The sequence below is a fragment of the Microbacterium sp. NPDC058389 genome (assembly GCF_042722305.1).
GTDB lineage: Bacteria > Actinomycetota > Actinomycetes > Actinomycetales > Microbacteriaceae > Microbacterium.
Window position 1 is genome coordinate 269139 of the sequence record NZ_JBHXJQ010000003.1, and the last position, 16113, is coordinate 285251.

Annotated in this window: 18 protein-coding genes and 1 riboswitch; of the genes, 10 read left to right on the forward strand and 8 right to left on the reverse strand. The window is 72.7% G+C overall.

Going from position 1 to position 16113, the window contains the following annotated elements:
* Positions 1-70: 70 nt before the first annotated feature.
* Both ACFWJ8_RS06425 and ACFWJ8_RS06430 read right to left on the reverse strand, forming a co-directional pair.
* Positions 71-832 (reverse strand): SDR family NAD(P)-dependent oxidoreductase, encoded by a 762-nt coding sequence (locus ACFWJ8_RS06425; RefSeq protein ID WP_378809959.1) that lies wholly within the window; start codon positions 830-832, stop codon positions 71-73.
* Positions 829-1689, reverse strand: a complete 861-nt coding sequence (locus tag ACFWJ8_RS06430; RefSeq protein ID WP_378809961.1) for a fumarylacetoacetate hydrolase family protein — start codon at positions 1687-1689, stop codon at positions 829-831. Before ACFWJ8_RS06430 ends, ACFWJ8_RS06425 begins: the two co-directional genes overlap by 4 nt.
* Before the next feature lie 119 nt (positions 1690-1808).
* Here ACFWJ8_RS06430 and ACFWJ8_RS06435 point away from each other — a divergent pair, with 119 nt between their 5' ends.
* The gene (locus ACFWJ8_RS06435) at positions 1809-3104 is read left to right on the forward strand and encodes an enolase C-terminal domain-like protein (RefSeq protein ID WP_378809963.1); all 1296 of its coding nucleotides are present in this window, start codon (positions 1809-1811) and stop codon (positions 3102-3104) included.
* Complete coding sequence (locus tag ACFWJ8_RS06440) at positions 3091-4053, forward strand: aldo/keto reductase (RefSeq protein WP_378809965.1); 963 nt, start codon at positions 3091-3093, stop codon at positions 4051-4053. The genes ACFWJ8_RS06435 and ACFWJ8_RS06440 overlap by 14 nt, the downstream gene beginning before the upstream one ends.
* Positions 4054-4069: 16 nt before the next feature.
* Here the strand turns inward: ACFWJ8_RS06440 and ACFWJ8_RS06445 are convergent, their stop codons facing one another.
* Positions 4070-5785 carry a D-alanyl-D-alanine carboxypeptidase family protein gene (locus ACFWJ8_RS06445; protein ID WP_378809966.1) on the reverse strand — a complete coding sequence of 572 codons (1716 nt, stop codon included), beginning with the start codon at positions 5783-5785 and terminating at the stop codon, positions 4070-4072.
* A gap of 38 nt (positions 5786-5823) precedes the next feature.
* Positions 5824-5933, forward strand: a riboswitch (TPP riboswitch).
* Here ACFWJ8_RS06445 and ACFWJ8_RS06450 point away from each other — a divergent pair.
* The 3 genes from ACFWJ8_RS06450 to ACFWJ8_RS06460 all read left to right on the forward strand — a co-directional run bounded on the left by ACFWJ8_RS06450 (position 5926) and on the right by ACFWJ8_RS06460 (position 8859).
* Positions 5926-6570 (forward strand): ECF transporter S component, encoded by a 645-nt coding sequence (locus ACFWJ8_RS06450; RefSeq protein ID WP_378809968.1) that lies wholly within the window; start codon positions 5926-5928, stop codon positions 6568-6570. (Overlaps the previous riboswitch by 8 nt.)
* A gap of 1 nt (position 6571) precedes the next feature.
* Positions 6572-8065, forward strand: coding sequence for an ABC transporter ATP-binding protein (locus ACFWJ8_RS06455; RefSeq protein WP_378809969.1), 1494 nt, complete (start codon positions 6572-6574; stop codon positions 8063-8065).
* Positions 8062-8859: an energy-coupling factor transporter transmembrane component T family protein gene (locus ACFWJ8_RS06460; RefSeq protein ID WP_378809971.1), complete on the forward strand. Its 798-nt coding sequence runs from the start codon at positions 8062-8064 to the stop codon at positions 8857-8859. Before ACFWJ8_RS06455 ends, ACFWJ8_RS06460 begins: the two co-directional genes overlap by 4 nt.
* Positions 8860-8881: 22 nt before the next feature.
* Here ACFWJ8_RS06460 and ACFWJ8_RS06465 read toward each other — a convergent pair whose 3' ends face one another.
* The 3 genes from ACFWJ8_RS06465 to ACFWJ8_RS06475 all read right to left on the reverse strand — a co-directional run bounded on the left by ACFWJ8_RS06465 (position 8882) and on the right by ACFWJ8_RS06475 (position 10954).
* Entirely contained in the window at positions 8882-9388 is a 507-nt protein-coding gene (locus tag ACFWJ8_RS06465; RefSeq protein ID WP_378809973.1) for an SRPBCC domain-containing protein, read from the reverse strand.
* On the reverse strand, positions 9385-10110 hold the full coding sequence (locus ACFWJ8_RS06470; protein WP_378809975.1) for a phosphotransferase: 726 nt from the start codon (positions 10108-10110) through the stop codon (positions 9385-9387). The genes ACFWJ8_RS06465 and ACFWJ8_RS06470 overlap by 4 nt, the downstream gene beginning before the upstream one ends.
* Before the next feature lie 493 nt (positions 10111-10603).
* Positions 10604-10954: a DUF488 domain-containing protein gene (locus tag ACFWJ8_RS06475; RefSeq protein WP_378809976.1), complete on the reverse strand. Its 351-nt coding sequence runs from the start codon at positions 10952-10954 to the stop codon at positions 10604-10606.
* 57 nt (positions 10955-11011) lie between these two features.
* Between ACFWJ8_RS06475 and ACFWJ8_RS06480 the strand changes: the two genes are divergently transcribed.
* From ACFWJ8_RS06480 to ACFWJ8_RS06500, 5 genes are all read left to right on the forward strand, one after another.
* Entirely contained in the window at positions 11012-11527 is a 516-nt protein-coding gene (locus ACFWJ8_RS06480) for a hypothetical protein (protein WP_378809977.1), read from the forward strand.
* Between the two features lie 120 nt (positions 11528-11647).
* Positions 11648-12409, forward strand: coding sequence for an SDR family NAD(P)-dependent oxidoreductase (locus ACFWJ8_RS06485; RefSeq protein ID WP_378809979.1), 762 nt, complete (start codon positions 11648-11650; stop codon positions 12407-12409).
* Between the two features lie 29 nt (positions 12410-12438).
* Entirely contained in the window at positions 12439-13215 is a 777-nt protein-coding gene (locus ACFWJ8_RS06490; RefSeq protein WP_378809980.1) for an enoyl-CoA hydratase/isomerase family protein, read from the forward strand.
* Between the two features lie 15 nt (positions 13216-13230).
* On the forward strand, positions 13231-14070 hold the full coding sequence (locus ACFWJ8_RS06495; RefSeq protein WP_378809982.1) for an SDR family oxidoreductase: 840 nt from the start codon (positions 13231-13233) through the stop codon (positions 14068-14070).
* 23 nt (positions 14071-14093) lie between these two features.
* Positions 14094-14480: a VOC family protein gene (locus ACFWJ8_RS06500; RefSeq protein ID WP_378809984.1), complete on the forward strand. Its 387-nt coding sequence runs from the start codon at positions 14094-14096 to the stop codon at positions 14478-14480.
* Between the two features lie 8 nt (positions 14481-14488).
* Here the strand turns inward: ACFWJ8_RS06500 and ACFWJ8_RS06505 are convergent, their stop codons facing one another.
* Both ACFWJ8_RS06505 and ACFWJ8_RS06510 read right to left on the reverse strand, forming a co-directional pair.
* Positions 14489-15352 carry a Cof-type HAD-IIB family hydrolase gene (locus tag ACFWJ8_RS06505; RefSeq protein WP_378809985.1) on the reverse strand — a complete coding sequence of 288 codons (864 nt, stop codon included), beginning with the start codon at positions 15350-15352 and terminating at the stop codon, positions 14489-14491.
* A gap of 68 nt (positions 15353-15420) precedes the next feature.
* Entirely contained in the window at positions 15421-16059 is a 639-nt protein-coding gene (locus tag ACFWJ8_RS06510; protein WP_378809987.1) for a LysE family translocator, read from the reverse strand.
* Between the last annotated feature and the right edge of the window lie 54 nt (positions 16060-16113).

Genomic DNA, 16113 nt, shown 5'->3' on the forward strand with positions numbered 1-16113 from the left:
ACGAGAAGCCGAGGGGATGCCGGCGGCCGCGGCCGCCGGCATCCCCTCGCGCTTCGCCCAGGCGGTGCGGTCAGCTGCCGGCGGGGCGCAGACGCAGCGCGGCCATGCCCCCGTCGACCTCGATGTACGTGCCAGTGGTGGAGCCGGACCGCGGGCTCACGAGGTACAGGACGGCGCCGGCGACCTCGTCGGGTGCGACCAGGCGGCCGTGCGGCTGCCGGGCCTCGAGCGCGGCGCGCTCGGCGGCGGGGTCCGGAGCCGAGTCGAGCAGGCGTCCGACCCACGGGGTGTCGGCGGTGCCGGGGTTGACGGCGTTCACGCGGATGCCCTCGCGGAGGTGGTCCGCGGCCATCGCGCGGGTCAGCGACAGCACCGCGCCCTTGGACGCGCTGTACAGGGCGCGCTGGGGGAGTCCCGCGGTCGCGGCGATCGACGACGTGTTGCAGACGGCGGCGGCCGGCGACTGTCGCAGCCATGGCAGGGCGGCGGCGGTCACGCGGGCGATGCCGGTGACGTTGATCGACAGGACGCGCGCCCATTCGTCGTCGTCGTTGGCGGCGATGTCGCCCTGCGCGCCGATGCCGGCGTTGTTGACGAGGATGTCGATGCGGCCGAACTCCTGGGCGACGGCGGCGATCGCGGCGTCCACCTCGGATCGTGACGACACGTCGGCCGCGAAGGCGGCGAAGCGCGGGTCGGCGCCCGACGGGTCGCGGTCGAGGACGGCGACCTGTGCGCCCTCGTCGGCGAGCGCATGGGCGATGGCGGCGCCGATGCCCGATGCGCCGCCGGTCACGACCGCGACGAGCCCCTGCAGCTGTGCGGAGCTCATCGCGCAGCCTCCCAGGCGACGAACTCCTGACGCTGCGCGCCGAGTCCCTCGATCTCGATGTCGACGACATCGCCCGGGGCGAGGTACGGGAACCGACCCGACAGCGCCACGCCCTGCGGAGTGCCGGTGAGCACGAGGTCGCCCGGCTCGAGCGTGAGGAACTGCGACAGATGCCACACGATGTGGTCGATGGGGAAGATCATGTCGGCGGTCGACGAGTCCTGGCGGGGCTCGCCGTTGACGTGGCTGCGCAGCCGCAGCGCCTGTGCGTCGACCTCGTCCGGGGTGACGAGCCACGGCCCGGTCGGGTTGAACCCGGGGGCGCACTTGCCCTTCGACCACTGTCCGCCCGACACCTCGAGCTGGAACGTGCGCTCGGACAGGTCGTTGGCGGTGACGAAGCCGGCGATGTGGGCGGCCGCGTCGGCGGGCGAGTCGAGGTACGACGCGCGGCGGCCGATCACGATGCCGAGCTCGACCTCCCAGTCGGTCTTCTCGCTGCCGCGGGGGATCGTCACGGTGTCGTTCGGTCCGACGACGGTATTGGGGGTCTTGAGGAACACGACCGGCACCGGGGGCGGCGCGGAGCCCGATTCGGCCGCGTGTGCGGCGTAGTTCATGCCGATGCACACGACGGCGCTCGGGCGGGCGATCGGGGCGCCGATGCGGAGGGCGCCGGCACCGTCGAGCTCGGCCAGCTCGCCCGCGGCGATCGCGGCGGCGGTGCGGCCGACGGGGTCGCCGGCGAGGAAGTCGCCGTCGATGTCGGAGGTGAGGGGGCGCAGGTCGAGGTGGCGGTCCCCGTCGAGGACGACGGGGATCTCGTGACCGGGGTCGCCGAGGCGCGCGAACTTCATTGGTCTCCAGGTGGTTCCGTGGCGGAGCGCCCGTGGGCGCAATTGACAGTATAGACGTCGGATGTTTAACTGCGAGTGGTTCGAATCTCGAACCCGACTACCGCAGGAGAACCGCTATCGTGAGCCGCATCGTCGCGTTCGAGACGACAGACATCCGATTCCCCACGTCGTTGAGCCTCGACGGCTCCGACGCGATGAACCCCGACCCCGACTACTCCGCCGCCTATCTGAGGATTGTGACGGATGCTTCAGACGGCGTCGACGGGCACGCGTTCGTCTTCACCATCGGCCGGGGCAACGACGTGCAGGTCGCCGCCCTCGACGCGCTGGCCGGGCACCTCGTCGGACGCGAGGTGGAGCCGCTGCTCGCGGACATGGGTGCCATCAACCGGGAGCTCATCGGCGACTCGCAGCTGCGATGGCTCGGCCCCGAGAAGGGCGTCATGCACATGGCCATCGGCGCCGTCGTGAACGCCCTGTGGGACCTCAAGGCCAAGCGCGCCGGCCTGCCGCTGTGGCGGCTGCTCTCGCGCATGACTCCCGAGGAGCTCGTCGATCTCGTCGACTTCCGGTACCTCACGAACGCCCTCACTCCCGAGGAGGCGCTCGCGATCCTCCGGGCCGCCGAGCCGGGCCGCGCGCAGCGCGAGCAGGAGCTGCTCGCCACCGGGTTCCCGGCCTACACGACGAGCCCCGGCTGGCTCGGCTACTCCGACGAGAAGCTCGCCCGGCTGTGCCGCGAAGCGATCGCCGACGGCTTCGGACAGATCAAGCTCAAGGTCGGCGCCGACCTCGACGACGACATCCGCCGCCTGCGCATCGCCCGTGAGACGTGCGGCGACGGGTACCCGATCGCGATCGACGCCAACCAGCGCTGGGAGCCGTCCGAGGCGATCGCGTGGGTGAACGCGCTCGCACCGTTCGACCTCGCGTGGATCGAGGAGCCCACGAGCCCCGACGACGTGCTGGGCCACGCCGAGATCGCGCGCGGGGTCGCCCCCGTGCGCGTCGCGACCGGTGAGCACGCGCAGAACCGCGTGATCTTCAAGCAGCTGCTGCAGGCGGGCGCCCTCTCGGTCATGCAGATCGACGCCGTACGGGTGGGCGGGGTCAACGAGAACATCGCCAACCTGCTGCTCGCGGCGAAGTTCGGCGTGCCGGTGTGCCCGCATGCCGGCGGCGTCGGGCTGTGCGAGGCGGTGCAGCACCTGTCGATGTTCGACTTCGTCGCCGTCAGCGCCAGCCGCGACGGGCGCATGATCGAGTACGTCGACCACCTGCACGAGCACTTCGTCGTGCCCACTGAGGTGCGCGGCGGCGTCTACGTCGCGCCACTCGCGCCCGGCGCCGGCATGGAGATGAAGGCCGCCAGCCGCACCGCCTACACGTTCGGAGCAGTGGATGCCGCAGCCTGAACTGCCCGCCCTCACCCGACTGGGGTACGGCGCCGCGAACGTCGGCAACCTGTTCCGCGAACTCACCGACGAGCAGGCCTGGGCGATCCTCGACGCGGCCTGGGACGCCGGCATCCGCTACTTCGACACCGCGCCGCACTACGGCCTCGGACTCTCGGAACGGCGCCTCGGCGCCTTCCTGCGCACGAAGCCCCGCGACGAGTTCGTCATCTCGACGAAGGCCGGGCGGCTGCTGCGCCCGAACCCCGACGACGGCGGCGGGCTCGACCTCGCCGCGGACTTCCACGTGCCGACAACGCTGCGGCGCGAGTGGGACTTCTCGGCCGCCGGCATCCGCGCGAGCCTCGACGAGTCGCTCGAGCGCCTGGGGCTCGACCGCCTCGACGTCCTGTACCTGCACGACCCCGAGCGGCACGACCTCGACCTGGCGCTGCGCGAGGCGTTCCCCGCGCTGCAGGGGCTGCGCGACGAGGGAGCGGTGGATGCCGTCGGCATCGGGTCGATGGTGTCGTCGGCGCTCGCCGCCGCCGTCGAGGGCGCCGACCTCGACCTCATCATGATCGCGGGCCGGTACACGCTGCTGGAGCAGTCCGCGGCCGACGAAGTGCTGCCGGCGTGCCACGAGCGCGGGACCGGCGTGGTCGCCGCGTCCGTGTTCAACTCCGGCCTGCTCGCCAAGGACGAGCCGTCGCGCGACGACCGCTACGAGTACGGGCGCATGCCCGACGAACTGTGGGACCGTCTGCAGCGCGTCCTCGCCGTGTGCCGCGCGCACGGCGTCCCGCTGCCGGCGGCCGCTGTGCAGTTCACGCTCCGCGACCCCGCGGTGCGCTCGGTCGTCGTGGGCGGCAGTCGCCCCGAGCAGCTGCGGCGCAACGCAGAGCTGATGGCCGTCGACATCCCGGCGGTGCTGTGGGACGACCTCGCTGCGGAGGGCCTCATCCGCTGACGGGCGCGGCGCCGCGTCAGTCGTTCAGGCCGAAGAGGTCGAGCGGGTGCGTCAGGCGCCACCACGGCGACGGGTCGGAGACGTCGCCGGCGAGCTTCAGATCGACCGTGGCGCCGTCGAGCGGCCCCGTGACCTGCAACGAGCCGACGGTGTCGCCCGAGTCGCGGGCGTCGCCGAGGGAGAACGTCGTCGCGACCGTGCCGACGCCGCCGTTCCAGAGGATCACCGACGCATCGCCCGACGAGACCACGTCGACCTTGTCGCCCCAGCGGGTCTCGACGATGCCGGCGACGGTGCCTGCCTCGACCGACGGCTTCAGCTGCAGCTCCTGCTCGAGCTGCGCGTAGATCGCGCGTGACGCCGCCAGGCGCGCGGCATCGTCGGGCTGGCCGAGCACCGAGGCGTACAGGCGGACGGTCGTGTCGCCGATCGCGATGTCCTTCGCCGACAGCAGGTTCCACGCGTCGAGCGTGCCCGTCTTGAGGCCGATGACGCCCGGGTCGGCGAGGAGGCCGTTCGTGTTCTCGACCGTTCCCGCCCCCGGCAGGTCGACTGACTTCTGCGCGACGATCTCAGCGATCACGGGGTTCGCGAGGGCCTTCTGAGCGAGCGGGATGAGCGACTCCGGGCTCGCGGTGTTGCGCTTGTCGATGCCGGTCGGCTCGTACAGGGTGATGCCGGGCACGCCGTGGGCGGCGAGCCACTTGTTCGCCGCCGACGCGTACACGGCGTCCGAGGGGAAGAGGCTCTGCGCCAGCCGGTCGGCGTAATTGCCGGCTGAGCCGATGAGCATGCCCTGCAGCAGCTGGTACTCGGTGAGCGTTCCGCCCGCGGGGACGTCGAGGGCCGACTCGCCCTGTCGCAGGTACTGCCAGTAGGCGTTGCGATCGGCGGCGGAGAAGCGGTACTCGGGGCCCTGCTCGCCCACCGCGAGCGGCATCTCGTCGAGCACCACGAGCGCGGTGACGACCTTGGTGATGCTCGCGATCGCGTCGGCGTCGGGGGTGGAGGCGAGGGTGCCGATGCCTTCGACGGCCTCGGCGGCGCTGCCTTGCGCGGGCCACACGGGCACCGCGGCGGGCGCGGCGACGGGCTGCACCTGGATCGCGGTGATCGTCGGCGCGACGGCGTTCAGCGGCCACAGCAGCGTCGTGCCCGCGTAGGCCGCGAGCACCGCGGCGATCGCGAGGGTCGGCACCACCACGCCGGCGCGCAGCGGCGAGCGATGGGGTGCGTCGGCGAGCAGGTCGGCCTCGACCGCGACGTACGGCGTCGCCGCAGCGGCGAGGTCGTCCGGCGCGGCCACGCGGCCGACGGCGGACGGGTCGACCCACGACAGCGCGGCACCGGTGGACGTGGATGCCGTCGGCCCGGGTGCGTCGTCCGGGTCGGGGCCCGGTGCGACGAACGAAGCGGGGTCGGGATCGGCGGCCGCGGTGGCTTCGGGCGTCACAGGCGCGGGCGCGGTGTCGGTGAAGCCCGCGGGTGCGGCGTCGGCGGCCGGCGCGGGGTCGAACACCGGGAGCGCCGGCGTGGCGGGTCCGCTCAACGGGGCGGCGGCGATCGACGTCGGCACGGCGGCCGTGTCGACAGGAACCGTGCTGCTGCCGCGGGAGGCGGCATCCGGTCCGGCCTCGGGGATCGTGAGCACGCCATCGGGCGACGTCGCGATCTCGCCCGTGCGCGCACGACGCTCACGGCGCGAGGGCGCAGGAACGTCGTCCGGAGTCACTTGCCAAAGATACCTTGCCTGGCCGGCGGTATACTCGTCGCCACAACCACGGGAGTCCGGTGAGCCGGGCTGAGAGGAAGCGACCCACGCTTCGACCGTCGAACCTGATCCGGATCATGCCGGCGCAGGGAGGAGAACACATGCACGCGTCCACGTCCGCATCGGCCACCGCCGCAGGGGCATCCGCGACCTCGCACCGCCTTCGCTGGCGCGTCGTCGACATCGTCGTCGCCGCCGTCCTCGGCGTCGCGATCGGCCTCGTCTTCTGGGCCTGGAACACCGTCGGCTACGCCTGGTTCACCGCGATGGACGGCCTCACGCCCGGACTCGGCGGCCTCGCCGTCGGCATCTGGCTCATCGGCGGCGTGATCGGCGGCCTCGTCATCCGCAAGCCCGGAGCTGCGCTGCTCGTCGAGGTGATCGCCGCGATCGTCTCCATGCTCATCGGCAACGTGTGGGGCGTCTCGACGCTGCTGTCCGGCCTGGTTCAGGGACTCGGTGCCGAGCTGATCTTCGCGGTGTTCCTGTACCGCCGCTTCACGCTGCCCGTCGCGATGCTCGCCGGTATCGGCGCCGCCGTCGGCGCGTGGGTGTTCGAGCTGTTCTACGGCAGCTCGCCCAACATCCTCAAGACCGTCGAGTTCAACGTGATCTACCTGGTCTCGCTCGTCGTGTCGGGGGCGCTGCTCGCGGGCCTCGTCGGCTGGTTCGCGGTGCGGGCGCTCGCCGCCACCGGTGCGCTGAACAGGTTCGCCGCCGGACGCGAAGCGCGACGCGAGGTCTGACGTGGCGGCGTCGTCGGCCCGCCCGGCCGGCCGCAGCGGACCCGCGGGCATCACGGCCGCCGACTGGGGCTGGCGCTATGCGGGGCGCCGCGCGCCGGCCGTGCACGACGTGTCGTTCACGATCGAGCCGGGCCAGCGCGTGCTGCTGCTGGGCGCATCCGGTGCGGGCAAGTCGACGCTCCTCGCGGGAATCGCGGGGCTGCTCGGCGGTGCCGACGAGGGCGACGAGACCGGCATGCTGCTCGTCGACGGCGTCCGCCCCGAGACGCAGCGCGGGCGCGTCGGGCTCGTGCTGCAGGACCCCGACTCGGGCGTCGTGCTGTCGAAGGTGGGCGACGACGTGGCCTTCGGCTGCGAGAACCTCGGCGTCGCGGCATCCGAGATCCCGTCCCGTGTCGCGGAGGCCCTCGGCGCCGTCGGGCTCGACGTGCCGCTCGGCCGGGCGACCAAGGCGCTCTCGGGCGGGCAGAAGCAGCGCCTCGCGCTCGCCGGCGTGCTCGCGATGCGGCCGGGCGTGCTGCTGCTGGACGAACCGACGGCCAACCTCGACCCCGAAGGGGTGCGCGAGGTGCGCGCGGCGGTCGAGCACGCCGTCGGGGAGAGCGGTGCGACGCTCGTCGTCATCGAGCACCGCACCGAGGTGTGGGCCGACCTCATGCACCGCGTCATCGTCGTCGGCGCCGAGGGCGGCCTCCTCGCCGACGGGCCTCCCGCAGAGGTGTTCGCACGCGTCGGCGACGAGCTCGCAGCCGCGGGCGTCTGGGTCCCGGGCCGGCCGATCGACCTGCCCGTGCTCGACACGACCGGCGGCGACGTCGAGGCGGCGGTGGCGGCATCCGGTCTGTCCGTCTCGCGGGACCGTCGCACGATCGTGCGTGCGGGGCTCGAGGTGCACGTGCCGCGAGGTGCCGCGACAGGCATCGTCGGACCCAACGGCGCAGGCAAGTCGACGCTCGCCCTGACGCTCGCCGGTCTGCTCCCCGAAGCCGCGGGAGAGGTGCTGGCCGCGCCGCAGCTCGCGGGGCGGTCGGGCCGGCGCCCCTCGCGGTGGACCTCACGGGAGCTGCTGACCCGCATCGGCACCGTGTTCCAGGAGCCCGAGCACCAGTTCCTCGCCTCGACCGTGCGCGACGAGCTGGCCATCGGCCCCCGCTCGCGCGGCATCGCTGCGGCCGACGTCGACGTGATCGTCGACGAGCTGCTCGAGCGGCTGCACCTCGCGCCGCTCGCGCTCGCGAACCCCTTCACGCTGTCGGGCGGCCAGAAGCGGCGGCTGTCGGTGGCCACCGTGCTCGCCGACGCCCCGCCGGTGATCGTGCTCGACGAGCCCACGTTCGGCCAGGACCGCCGCGGCTGGGTCGAGCTCGTCGCCCTGCTGCAGTCCGAGATCGCCGCCGGCACGACCGTCGTCGCCGTCACGCACGACGACGACGTGCTGCGCCACCTCGGCGCGCACCGCATCGACCTCGGGATGCCCGTGGGGGTGGCGTCGTGACCGTGCTCGCCGCGGATGCGCCCGCGGTCGAGACCCGGCCGGCGTGGCTCGACGGCGTGAACCCGGTCACCAAGGTCGTGCTGGCGCTGCTGCTGTCGGTGCCGCTGTTCGCCTCGATCGACATCACGAGCGCGCTCGCCGCGATCGTGCTGCAGCTCGCGTGCCTGCCGCTGACGGGGCTTCCCGTCACGACGCTGCTGAAGCGGATGCTGCCGATCCTGGTGTTCGCGCCCGTTGCCGGCCTCAGCATGCTGCTGTACGCCGAGCCCGGCGGCCGCGTGTACTGGTCGTTCGGGTACGCGACGATCAGCGACGACTCCATCGCCCTGGCTGTCGCGGTGTGCCTGCGCGTGGTCGCGCTCGCACTGCCGACGATCCTCCTGTTCGGCCGCACCGATCCGACCGAGCTCGCGGACGCGCTCGCGCAGGTTGCGAAGCTGCCGTCGCGGTTCGTGCTCGGCGTGCTCGCCGGCACCCGCACGCTCGGGCTGTTCCTCGACGACTGGCGCAGCATGGGCCTCGCCCGCCGTGCCCGCGGAGTCGGCGACACCGGCGCAGTCCGTCGCTTCTTCTCCATGGCGTTCGTGCTGCTCGTGTTCGCGGTGCGTCGCGGCACCAAGCTCGCGACCGCGATGGAGGCGCGGGGCTTCGGCTCCGGCATCCCGCGCACGTGGTCGCGCCCGTCTCGGCTGCACGTGCGCGATGCCGTGGCCCTCGGGGGCGGGGTCGCCATCATGGCTCTCGCGATCGGCGCCGCGGTGGCGGCGGGCACCTTCCGCTTCGTCTGGTCGTGACGCGCCGGCGGGGCGCCGCCGATCAGTCCGCGGCGACCAGGCGCTCGTAGGCCGGCTGCAGCGCGGGGAAGTAGTCGTCCCAGTCCACGGTGGCGACGTCGACGCCCGCGCGGGCGGCGACGAGCCGGTCGAGGTAGTACTCCCAGCCCGGGCCGATCGAGCCGACGTCGTCGCCCACGTCGAGCCGCTGCCCGAAGGTCAGCACGGTGTCGCCGGGGGAGTCCTCGGCCAGCTCGAACCACAGGTGCCAGCCGCCCGCGTCGGGGGCGGTGTCGCCGGCGAACCGCCGTGGCCGGTCGCATTCGTGGATCGTGTACTCGGCGGGCGGGGCGTCCTCGGCCTCCGCCGTCATGTAGAAGGTGACGTGCCCGCTGCGGGGGTCGCCTTCCCAGCGCCCGATCCACCGCTCCAGAAGTGCGGACTCGGTGAGCTCGCGCCACACCTCGTCGGCGGTCGCGGCGAAGCGCCGCAGGATCACGAGGTTCGCATGCCCGTCGATCTTGGTGACGGTGCCGGTGATGTCGGTCATGTCGCGTTCCACAGCTCCCGGTAGTAGGCGAGTCGCCCGCGGTCGGGCTCGACGCCGTAGGCCTCGATGAGTGCGTCCTCCCATCCCTCGCCATAGTTCCAGACGGTCGACATCGACGCCACGGCGATGTCGGCCCAGCGGTCACCGACCCCGAGCGCGCCGAGGTCCACGTGGCCGCTCCACCGGCCGTCGTCGCCGATCAGCGTGTTCGGCATGCAGGCGTCGCCGTGGCACACGACGAGCCGGTCGATCCGCGGCGCCTCGCGCAGCGCGTCGGGAACGTGGATGCCGCGGTCCGCGGCGTTCGCGATGCGCCGGGGCACCGTCCATTCGAACGGGCACTCGGCGACGGGGAGCGCGTCGTGCAGTGCGCGCAGTCCTTCGCCGACGGCTCGGACGGCGGTGGCGGCATCCCTTAGGAACGACGGGTCGACGGCCGACCGGCCGGGGAGCGAGGCGCTCACCATCCATTCGTGCGTGTCGTCGTCGCCGACCTCCAGCACGCGGGGCACCGGCGTGTAGGCGCCCGCCCATTCCAGGCGTCCGGCCTCCGCCGCGAAGGAGGTCAGCAGCGTGCGGGGTGCGTGCTTGACGTGGCGGCCGTCGTCGGTGCGGAAGGTCAGCCCGCCGTCCTCGTTGCGCCACACCGGCACGAGCGCCGCGCCGCGCGCGAGCTCGAGCACCTTCGCGGGGACGACGACGTCTTCGACCGGGATCGACATAGGCCCATCCTGCCGCGCGGGTCGTTCGGAGACACGCTTCGTCTCGCTGGCGCTCGCTCAGCGACCGGGGGTCGGGGGGCGTGGGTTGCTCGTGGACGCGCTTCGTCTCGCTGGCGCTCGCTCAGCGACCGGGTGGCTCGGTCTGCGGGTCGGCTGGGGCGTGCTGCGGAGCGGGTGCGCGGGTCGCTCGTGGACGCGCTTCGTCTCGCTGGCGCTCGCTCAGCGACCGGGGGTCGGGGGGGCGTGGGTTCCTGGGGGCGTCGTGCGTGGACGCGCTTCGTCTCGCCGGCGCTCGCTCAGCGACCGGGGGTCGGGGGGGGGCGTGGGTTCCTGGGGGCGTCGTGCGTGGACGCGCTTCGTCTCGCTGGCGCTCGCTCAGCGACCGGGGGGCGCCGAGTTGTGCTCGCTCAGCGACCGAGTGGTGGGCAACGGACGGTCGCTGAGCGAGCGAGGAACGAGCGAGACGAAGCGCAACCAGGGCCGACGGCCGGCCTCAGCCGAGCAGCGCCGCCTTCAGCACCAGAGCATGGTTCTGCACCGGGTCGTGCACCGCGTGCAGCAGCGTCACCACGTCGTGCGGGGCGAGCTCGTCGCGCAGCGCGTCGAGCGCCGGCCGCGTCGGTCCGGCGAGCTCGGCCCGGTACGCGGCCTCGAAGTCCGGCCACGACATGCCGTCGTGGTGGAAGGCCCTGCGCAGCTCGGTGGAGGGCGCGACGTCCTTCGCCCACAGGTCGAGGGCGGCGCGCTCCTTCGAGAGGCCGCGGGGCCAGAGCCGGTCCACGAGCACCCGGAATCCGTCGTCGGGCGCCGGGTCGTCGTACACGCGCGTGATGCGGAGCTCCATGCCCTCATCCAACCCCTGACCGGCGGATCGCGCCACGGAGCATGGTGGGATGGAGGCATGCCCACCACGCGTGCCACTCGGCGCCTGGGGCTCCTCACCGCCCTCGAGGGCGAGACGGCGGCCCTGGCGGTCGGAGATGCTGCCGCGCGTCACGTGCGCCTCACGACCGCCGGTCTCGCGCCGCACGTGGCGGAGGCGCCGACCGGATTCGTGCCCTGGACGCGGGTGCGCAGCCTCGCGATCGAGGCGCCGACCACGTGGTGGCCGTACCCTGCGCTCGGCGACTCGATCGGCCCCATCCTCGAAGGACTCCTCGGCGGCGGCGGCAGCATGCTGGACGCGAGCCAGACCCCGACGTTCGCGGTGCGCCTCACGACCGAGGACGGCGACCGCGTCGAGTGGCGCGCGACGCAGCACTACCTGTCGGGCTACCGGCGCGGCGACGCCCGTGCCGCCCTGCGGCTCGGCGAGTACCTCGTGGCGCGGCCCGAATCGCGCCTGCTGCTCGCACGGCCGGCGGAACTGCTCGACCGGGTGACGACGCTCGTGCGTCGCGGACCGATCGCCGAGTGACCCGGCGAGCTCGCGCGGCTAGCCTGGGACGAGCGCGCCGCTGCACGCTGGACTGATACTGAGTCCCGCGTATGCTGATACGCGGTATCGTGCAACGTCTCGGACTTCGAAGGAGAATCCATGGACCTGACGGACGCCTCGGCCCTCGTCACCGGAGGTGCGAGCGGCCTCGGCCTCGCCACCGCCCGACGCCTCGCCGCAGCCGGCGCGACGGTGACCATCGTCGACCTGGCGACGTCGGCCGGCGCCGACGTCGCGGCGGAGCTCGGCGGATCGTTCGCCCCCGCCGACGTCACCGACCCGGAGCAGGTGGCCGCCGCCGTCGCGGTGGCCGCGGCATCCCGTCCCCTGCGCGTGGTCGTCAACTGCGCGGGCATCGCGCCGCCCGCCAAGGTGCTCGACCGCGAGGGCAACCCCTCGCCGCTGGAGGGCTTCGAGCGCATCATCCGCGTCAACCTCATCGGCACGTACAACGTCATCGCACAGGCGTCGGCGGCGATCGCGAAGACCGCACCCACAGGGTCGGGGGATCGCGGCGTCATCGTCAACACCGCGAGCGTCGCAGCGTTCGACGGCCAGATCGGGCAGCCGGCGTACTCGGCCTCGAAGGGCGGCGTGCACGCCATGACGCTGCCCATCGCGCGCGAACTCGCCCGCTACGGCATCCGCGTCGTCACGATCGCCCCCGGCATCATGGAGACCCCCATGCTCGCCGGGCTCCCCGAGGCCGCTCAGGAGAGCCTCGGCCAGCAGGTGCCCTACCCGCAGCGCCTCGGCAAGCCCGACGAGTACGCGCGCCTGGTGATGTCGATCGTCGACAACGGCTACCTCAACGGCGAGACGATCCGCCTCGACGGCGCCATCCGCATGGCCCCGAAGTGAACCCCGAACCGATGACAGCGGAGAACCCCATGAGCGACCCGATCCTCGTCACCCGCGACGGCGCCCTCGCCCGTGTGACCTTCAACCGTCCGGCGTCCCTCAACGCGATGGGCTTCGAGGGCGGCGGGCTGTGGCGTGACATCGCCCACGAGCTCACGTCCGACGACTCCGTCGGCGCGGTGATCCTGGATGCCGTCGGACCGGCGTTCTGCGCCGGCGGCGACGTCATCGAGATGGCGACGTCGGGGGCCTCGGGCGCCGACGTCACGGCGATGGCGCACACGATCCACGACGGCATCCGCACGTTCGTCGAGTCGGACAAGCCGATCGTCGCGGCCGTGCAGGGCGCGGTCGCGGGCGGCGGTCTGGGGCTCATGCTGACGGCCGACTACATCGTCGCGTCCGAGAAGGCGAAGTTCGTGAGCCGCTACGCCAACATCGGGCTCACCCCCGACCTCGGCGTCTCGACTCTGCTGCCGTCGGCCGTCGGCCAGCGCCGGGCGCTCCAGCTGCTGCTGCAGGACCTCACGATCGACGCGGGCACGGCCCTCGACTGGGGCCTGGTGACCGAGGTCGTGCCGGCCGAGGACGTCGCCGCCCGCGCGGAGGCGGTCGCGCGCTTCTGGCTCGACAATGCGACGGCTGCGTTCGGGCAGGCCAAGCGCCTCGTCCGCAGCGGCGCGCACCGCCCGTTCGCCGAGAACCTCGACGACGAGGCCCGCTCGATCGGCGCCCGCTTCGACACCGACGAGGCCCGCGCACGCGTGCAGGCCTTCGCCGCGGCATCCACCAAGTCCCGTTCCTGACCCGAGGAGACCCCGATGAGCGACAAGCCCCTCGCCGGAAAGACCATCCTGATGTCGGGCGGCAGCCGCGGCATCGGCCTCGCGATCGCGCTGCGCGCGGCCCGCGACGGCGCCAACATCGCCCTGCTCGCCAAGACCGACACGCCGCACCCGAAGCTGGAGGGCACGGTGCACACGGCAGCGGAGCAGATCCGGGATGCCGGCGGCAACGCCCTCCCGATCGTCGGCGACGTCCGCAACGACGACGACATCACCGAGGCCGTGCTGAAGACCGAGGGCGAGTTCGGCGGCATCGACATCGTCGTCAACAACGCGTCGGTCATCGACCTGTCGCGCTCGCTCGACCTCGAGGCGAAGAAGTACGACCTCATGCAGGACGTCAACGTGCGCGGCACATTCATGCTCTCGCGCGCGGCGGTGCCGATCCTCAAGGAGGCCCCGAACCCGCACATCCTGTCGCTGTCGCCGCCGCTGAACCTGTCGCCGAAGTGGCTCGGCGGCCACACCGGCTACACGCTCGCGAAGTACGGCATGACCATGGCGACCCTGGGTCTCGCGGCCGAGTTCGCGAAGGACGGCATCGCCGCCAACACGCTGTGGCCGCGCACCACCATCGCGACCGCGGCCGTGCAGTTCGCGCTCGGCGGCGACCGGATGATGAAGGTCAGCCGCACGCCCGAGGTATACGCCGACGCGGCGTACGAGATCTTCACGCAGCCGGCACGCGAGTACACCGGTCAGACGCTGATCGTCGAGGACGTGCTCGAAGCGGCCGGTGTGACGGACTTCTCGGGTTATGCGGCAGTGCCCGGGACGCCCGATTCGGAGCTGTTCCCCGACATCTTCCTGGACTGAGCGCGCCGACGTAGGGTGGGGACATGGCGGTGCAGAGCCTGTTCCCCATCCTCCTGACGCGAGACCTCGCGGAGCTCGTACGGTTCTACGAGAACGCGCTCGACGCGGCCGTGGTCTACCGGTTCGGGGAGGGCGACCAGGACGACTACGTGTCGCTGCAGCTGGGCGGGACCACGCTCGGCATCGGCCGAGACCCGGACGCCCTGCCCCCGTCGGTGGGGGACCGCGCGGCGCTGTGGTTCTACGTCGACGACGTGGACGCGACGTTCACGGCGTGGCTCGCCGCAGGCGGGCACGCCGAGCAGCCGCCCGCCGACATGCCGTGGGGCGAGCGCGTGGCGCAGGTGCGGGACCCGGGCGGCAATCTCGTCAACCTGGGCGCCGAGGCCCCCGCTGCCGCCGACAGCTGAACGAGGCGTCAGACCAGGCCGAGGCGCGCGAACGCGTTCGCGATGCCGTCGTCGAGCACATCTGTGGTGACGAAGTCGGCGAGCTCCTTCAGCTCCGGGTGCGCGTTGCCCATCGCGACCGCGACACCGCACACCTGGAACATCTCGATGTCGTTCCAGCTGTCGCCGACCGCGACGGCGTCGGCGGCGTCGATGCCGAGGTGCGCCAGCAGCAGCTCGATCGCCGAGCCCTTCGTGGTGTCGGCCTCGTTGATCTCGCCGTTCGAGCCGCCGGGCAGCGGCATGCTGCCGGGCACGATGAGGAACTCGTCGCCCAGGTCGGCGCGCAGCTCGTCCATGCCCTCGGCATGGTCGCTCACGAACACCGCCTTGTCGATGCGCGTGAGATCGGCCTCGTCGGCGCTCGGGAACGTGCGCTGCGCCAGTCCCACGAGGGAGTCCTCGGGCCGCACCGCCTCGCCCGCAGCCTCGCGGGCGTCGAGGGCGGCGGCATACTCCCGCATGAGCTCGGCCATGTCGTCCGACGCGTAGACGCCGTCACGCGTCTGCAGGAAGTAGCGGATGCCGCGTCCCTTGAGCGCTGCGATCATCCGGTCGGCGGCCTCGCGCGTGAGAGGCCGGTCGACCACCACCTCGTCGCCCGAGACCACCAGCGCACCCGAGTTGGTCACCGCGCCGTCGAAGCCGATCTCGGCGACGCTCGGGTGGATGTCGGCTGCCGAACGGCCCGTGCTGAGGTACACCAGGTGCCCCGCCGCGCGCGCGGCGCGGACGGCGCCGGGCGTGCCCGGCGCCATATGCGCGCCGTGCTCGAGGATCGTTCCGTCCACGTCGAGGAAGACGATGCGCCGGCGGGCTGCGGTTGGGCCCACGCGCCCGGAGGCTCCGGTCGACGCGCCAGCGGCGGCTGGAGGGGGCGTGGGGATCATGGGATGGTCCTTCAGTGCTTGTTGCCGGTGAGGAGGAGGATGCCGCCGAGGCCGATCATGAGGCCCCCGCCCGTCGCCGACAGCGTGGCGATGCGCTTGGGCGAGCGGCCGAACCACGAGCGCGCCGCCGCCGCGACGAGCGCCCACGCGCCGTCGGACACGAGGGCGATCGCGAAGAAGACGAGGCCGAGCTCGATCATCTGCAGCGGCACCGAGCCGTTCGTCAGGTCGACGAACTGGGGGAGCACGGCGACGAAGAACGCGATGGTCTTCGGGTTGGTGACGCCGACGACGAAGCCCTCGCCGAGCTGGCGCCACGCCGAACGCGGCAGGGCGGCGGCCGTCGCGGCCGCCGCGGTGTCGTTCCGATGCCGGATCGCCTGGACGCCGAGGTACATGAGGTAGAGCGCGCCGGCGATCTTGAGGATCGTGAACAGCACGATGGACTGCGCCACGATGCCGCCGACGCCGAGCGCGACCAGGCCGATGATCGGCAGCAGCCCGAGGGCGTTGCCGAGCACGCTCAGCAGCCCCCCGATGCGGCCCAGGGCGAGCGCGCGGCCGATGGTGAAGAGCACGCTCGGGCCGGGGATGACGATGAGCACAAGCGCGGCCAGCGTGAACGCCAGCAGATTCTCGACGGGCACCACGATTCGAGCGTAGCCGGGGCCGGCGGCGCGCGGCGGCCGCGGCATCCCCTCGTC

What these genes read in the sequence shown, in the direction of transcription:
- ACFWJ8_RS06425 (WP_378809959.1), bottom strand. Translation starts at nt 832, where the DNA reads ATGAGCTCCGCACAGCTGCAGGGGCTCGTCGCGGTCGTGACCGGCGGC.
- ACFWJ8_RS06430 (WP_378809961.1), bottom strand. Translation starts at nt 1,689, where the DNA reads ATGAAGTTCGCGCGCCTCGGCGACCCCGGTCACGAGATCCCCGTCGTC.
- ACFWJ8_RS06440 (WP_378809965.1), top strand. Translation starts at nt 3,091, where the DNA reads ATGCCGCAGCCTGAACTGCCCGCCCTCACCCGACTGGGGTACGGCGCC.
- ACFWJ8_RS06450 (WP_378809968.1), top strand. Translation starts at nt 5,926, where the DNA reads ATGCACGCGTCCACGTCCGCATCGGCCACCGCCGCAGGGGCATCCGCG.
- ACFWJ8_RS06465 (WP_378809973.1), bottom strand. Translation starts at nt 9,388, where the DNA reads ATGACCGACATCACCGGCACCGTCACCAAGATCGACGGGCATGCGAAC.
- ACFWJ8_RS06470 (WP_378809975.1), bottom strand. Translation starts at nt 10,110, where the DNA reads ATGTCGATCCCGGTCGAAGACGTCGTCGTCCCCGCGAAGGTGCTCGAG.
- ACFWJ8_RS06475 (WP_378809976.1), bottom strand. Translation starts at nt 10,954, where the DNA reads ATGGAGCTCCGCATCACGCGCGTGTACGACGACCCGGCGCCCGACGAC.
- ACFWJ8_RS06480 (WP_378809977.1), top strand. Translation starts at nt 11,012, where the DNA reads ATGCCCACCACGCGTGCCACTCGGCGCCTGGGGCTCCTCACCGCCCTC.
- ACFWJ8_RS06485 (WP_378809979.1), top strand. Translation starts at nt 11,648, where the DNA reads ATGGACCTGACGGACGCCTCGGCCCTCGTCACCGGAGGTGCGAGCGGC.
- ACFWJ8_RS06490 (WP_378809980.1), top strand. Translation starts at nt 12,439, where the DNA reads ATGAGCGACCCGATCCTCGTCACCCGCGACGGCGCCCTCGCCCGTGTG.
- ACFWJ8_RS06495 (WP_378809982.1), top strand. Translation starts at nt 13,231, where the DNA reads ATGAGCGACAAGCCCCTCGCCGGAAAGACCATCCTGATGTCGGGCGGC.
- ACFWJ8_RS06500 (WP_378809984.1), top strand. Translation starts at nt 14,094, where the DNA reads ATGGCGGTGCAGAGCCTGTTCCCCATCCTCCTGACGCGAGACCTCGCG.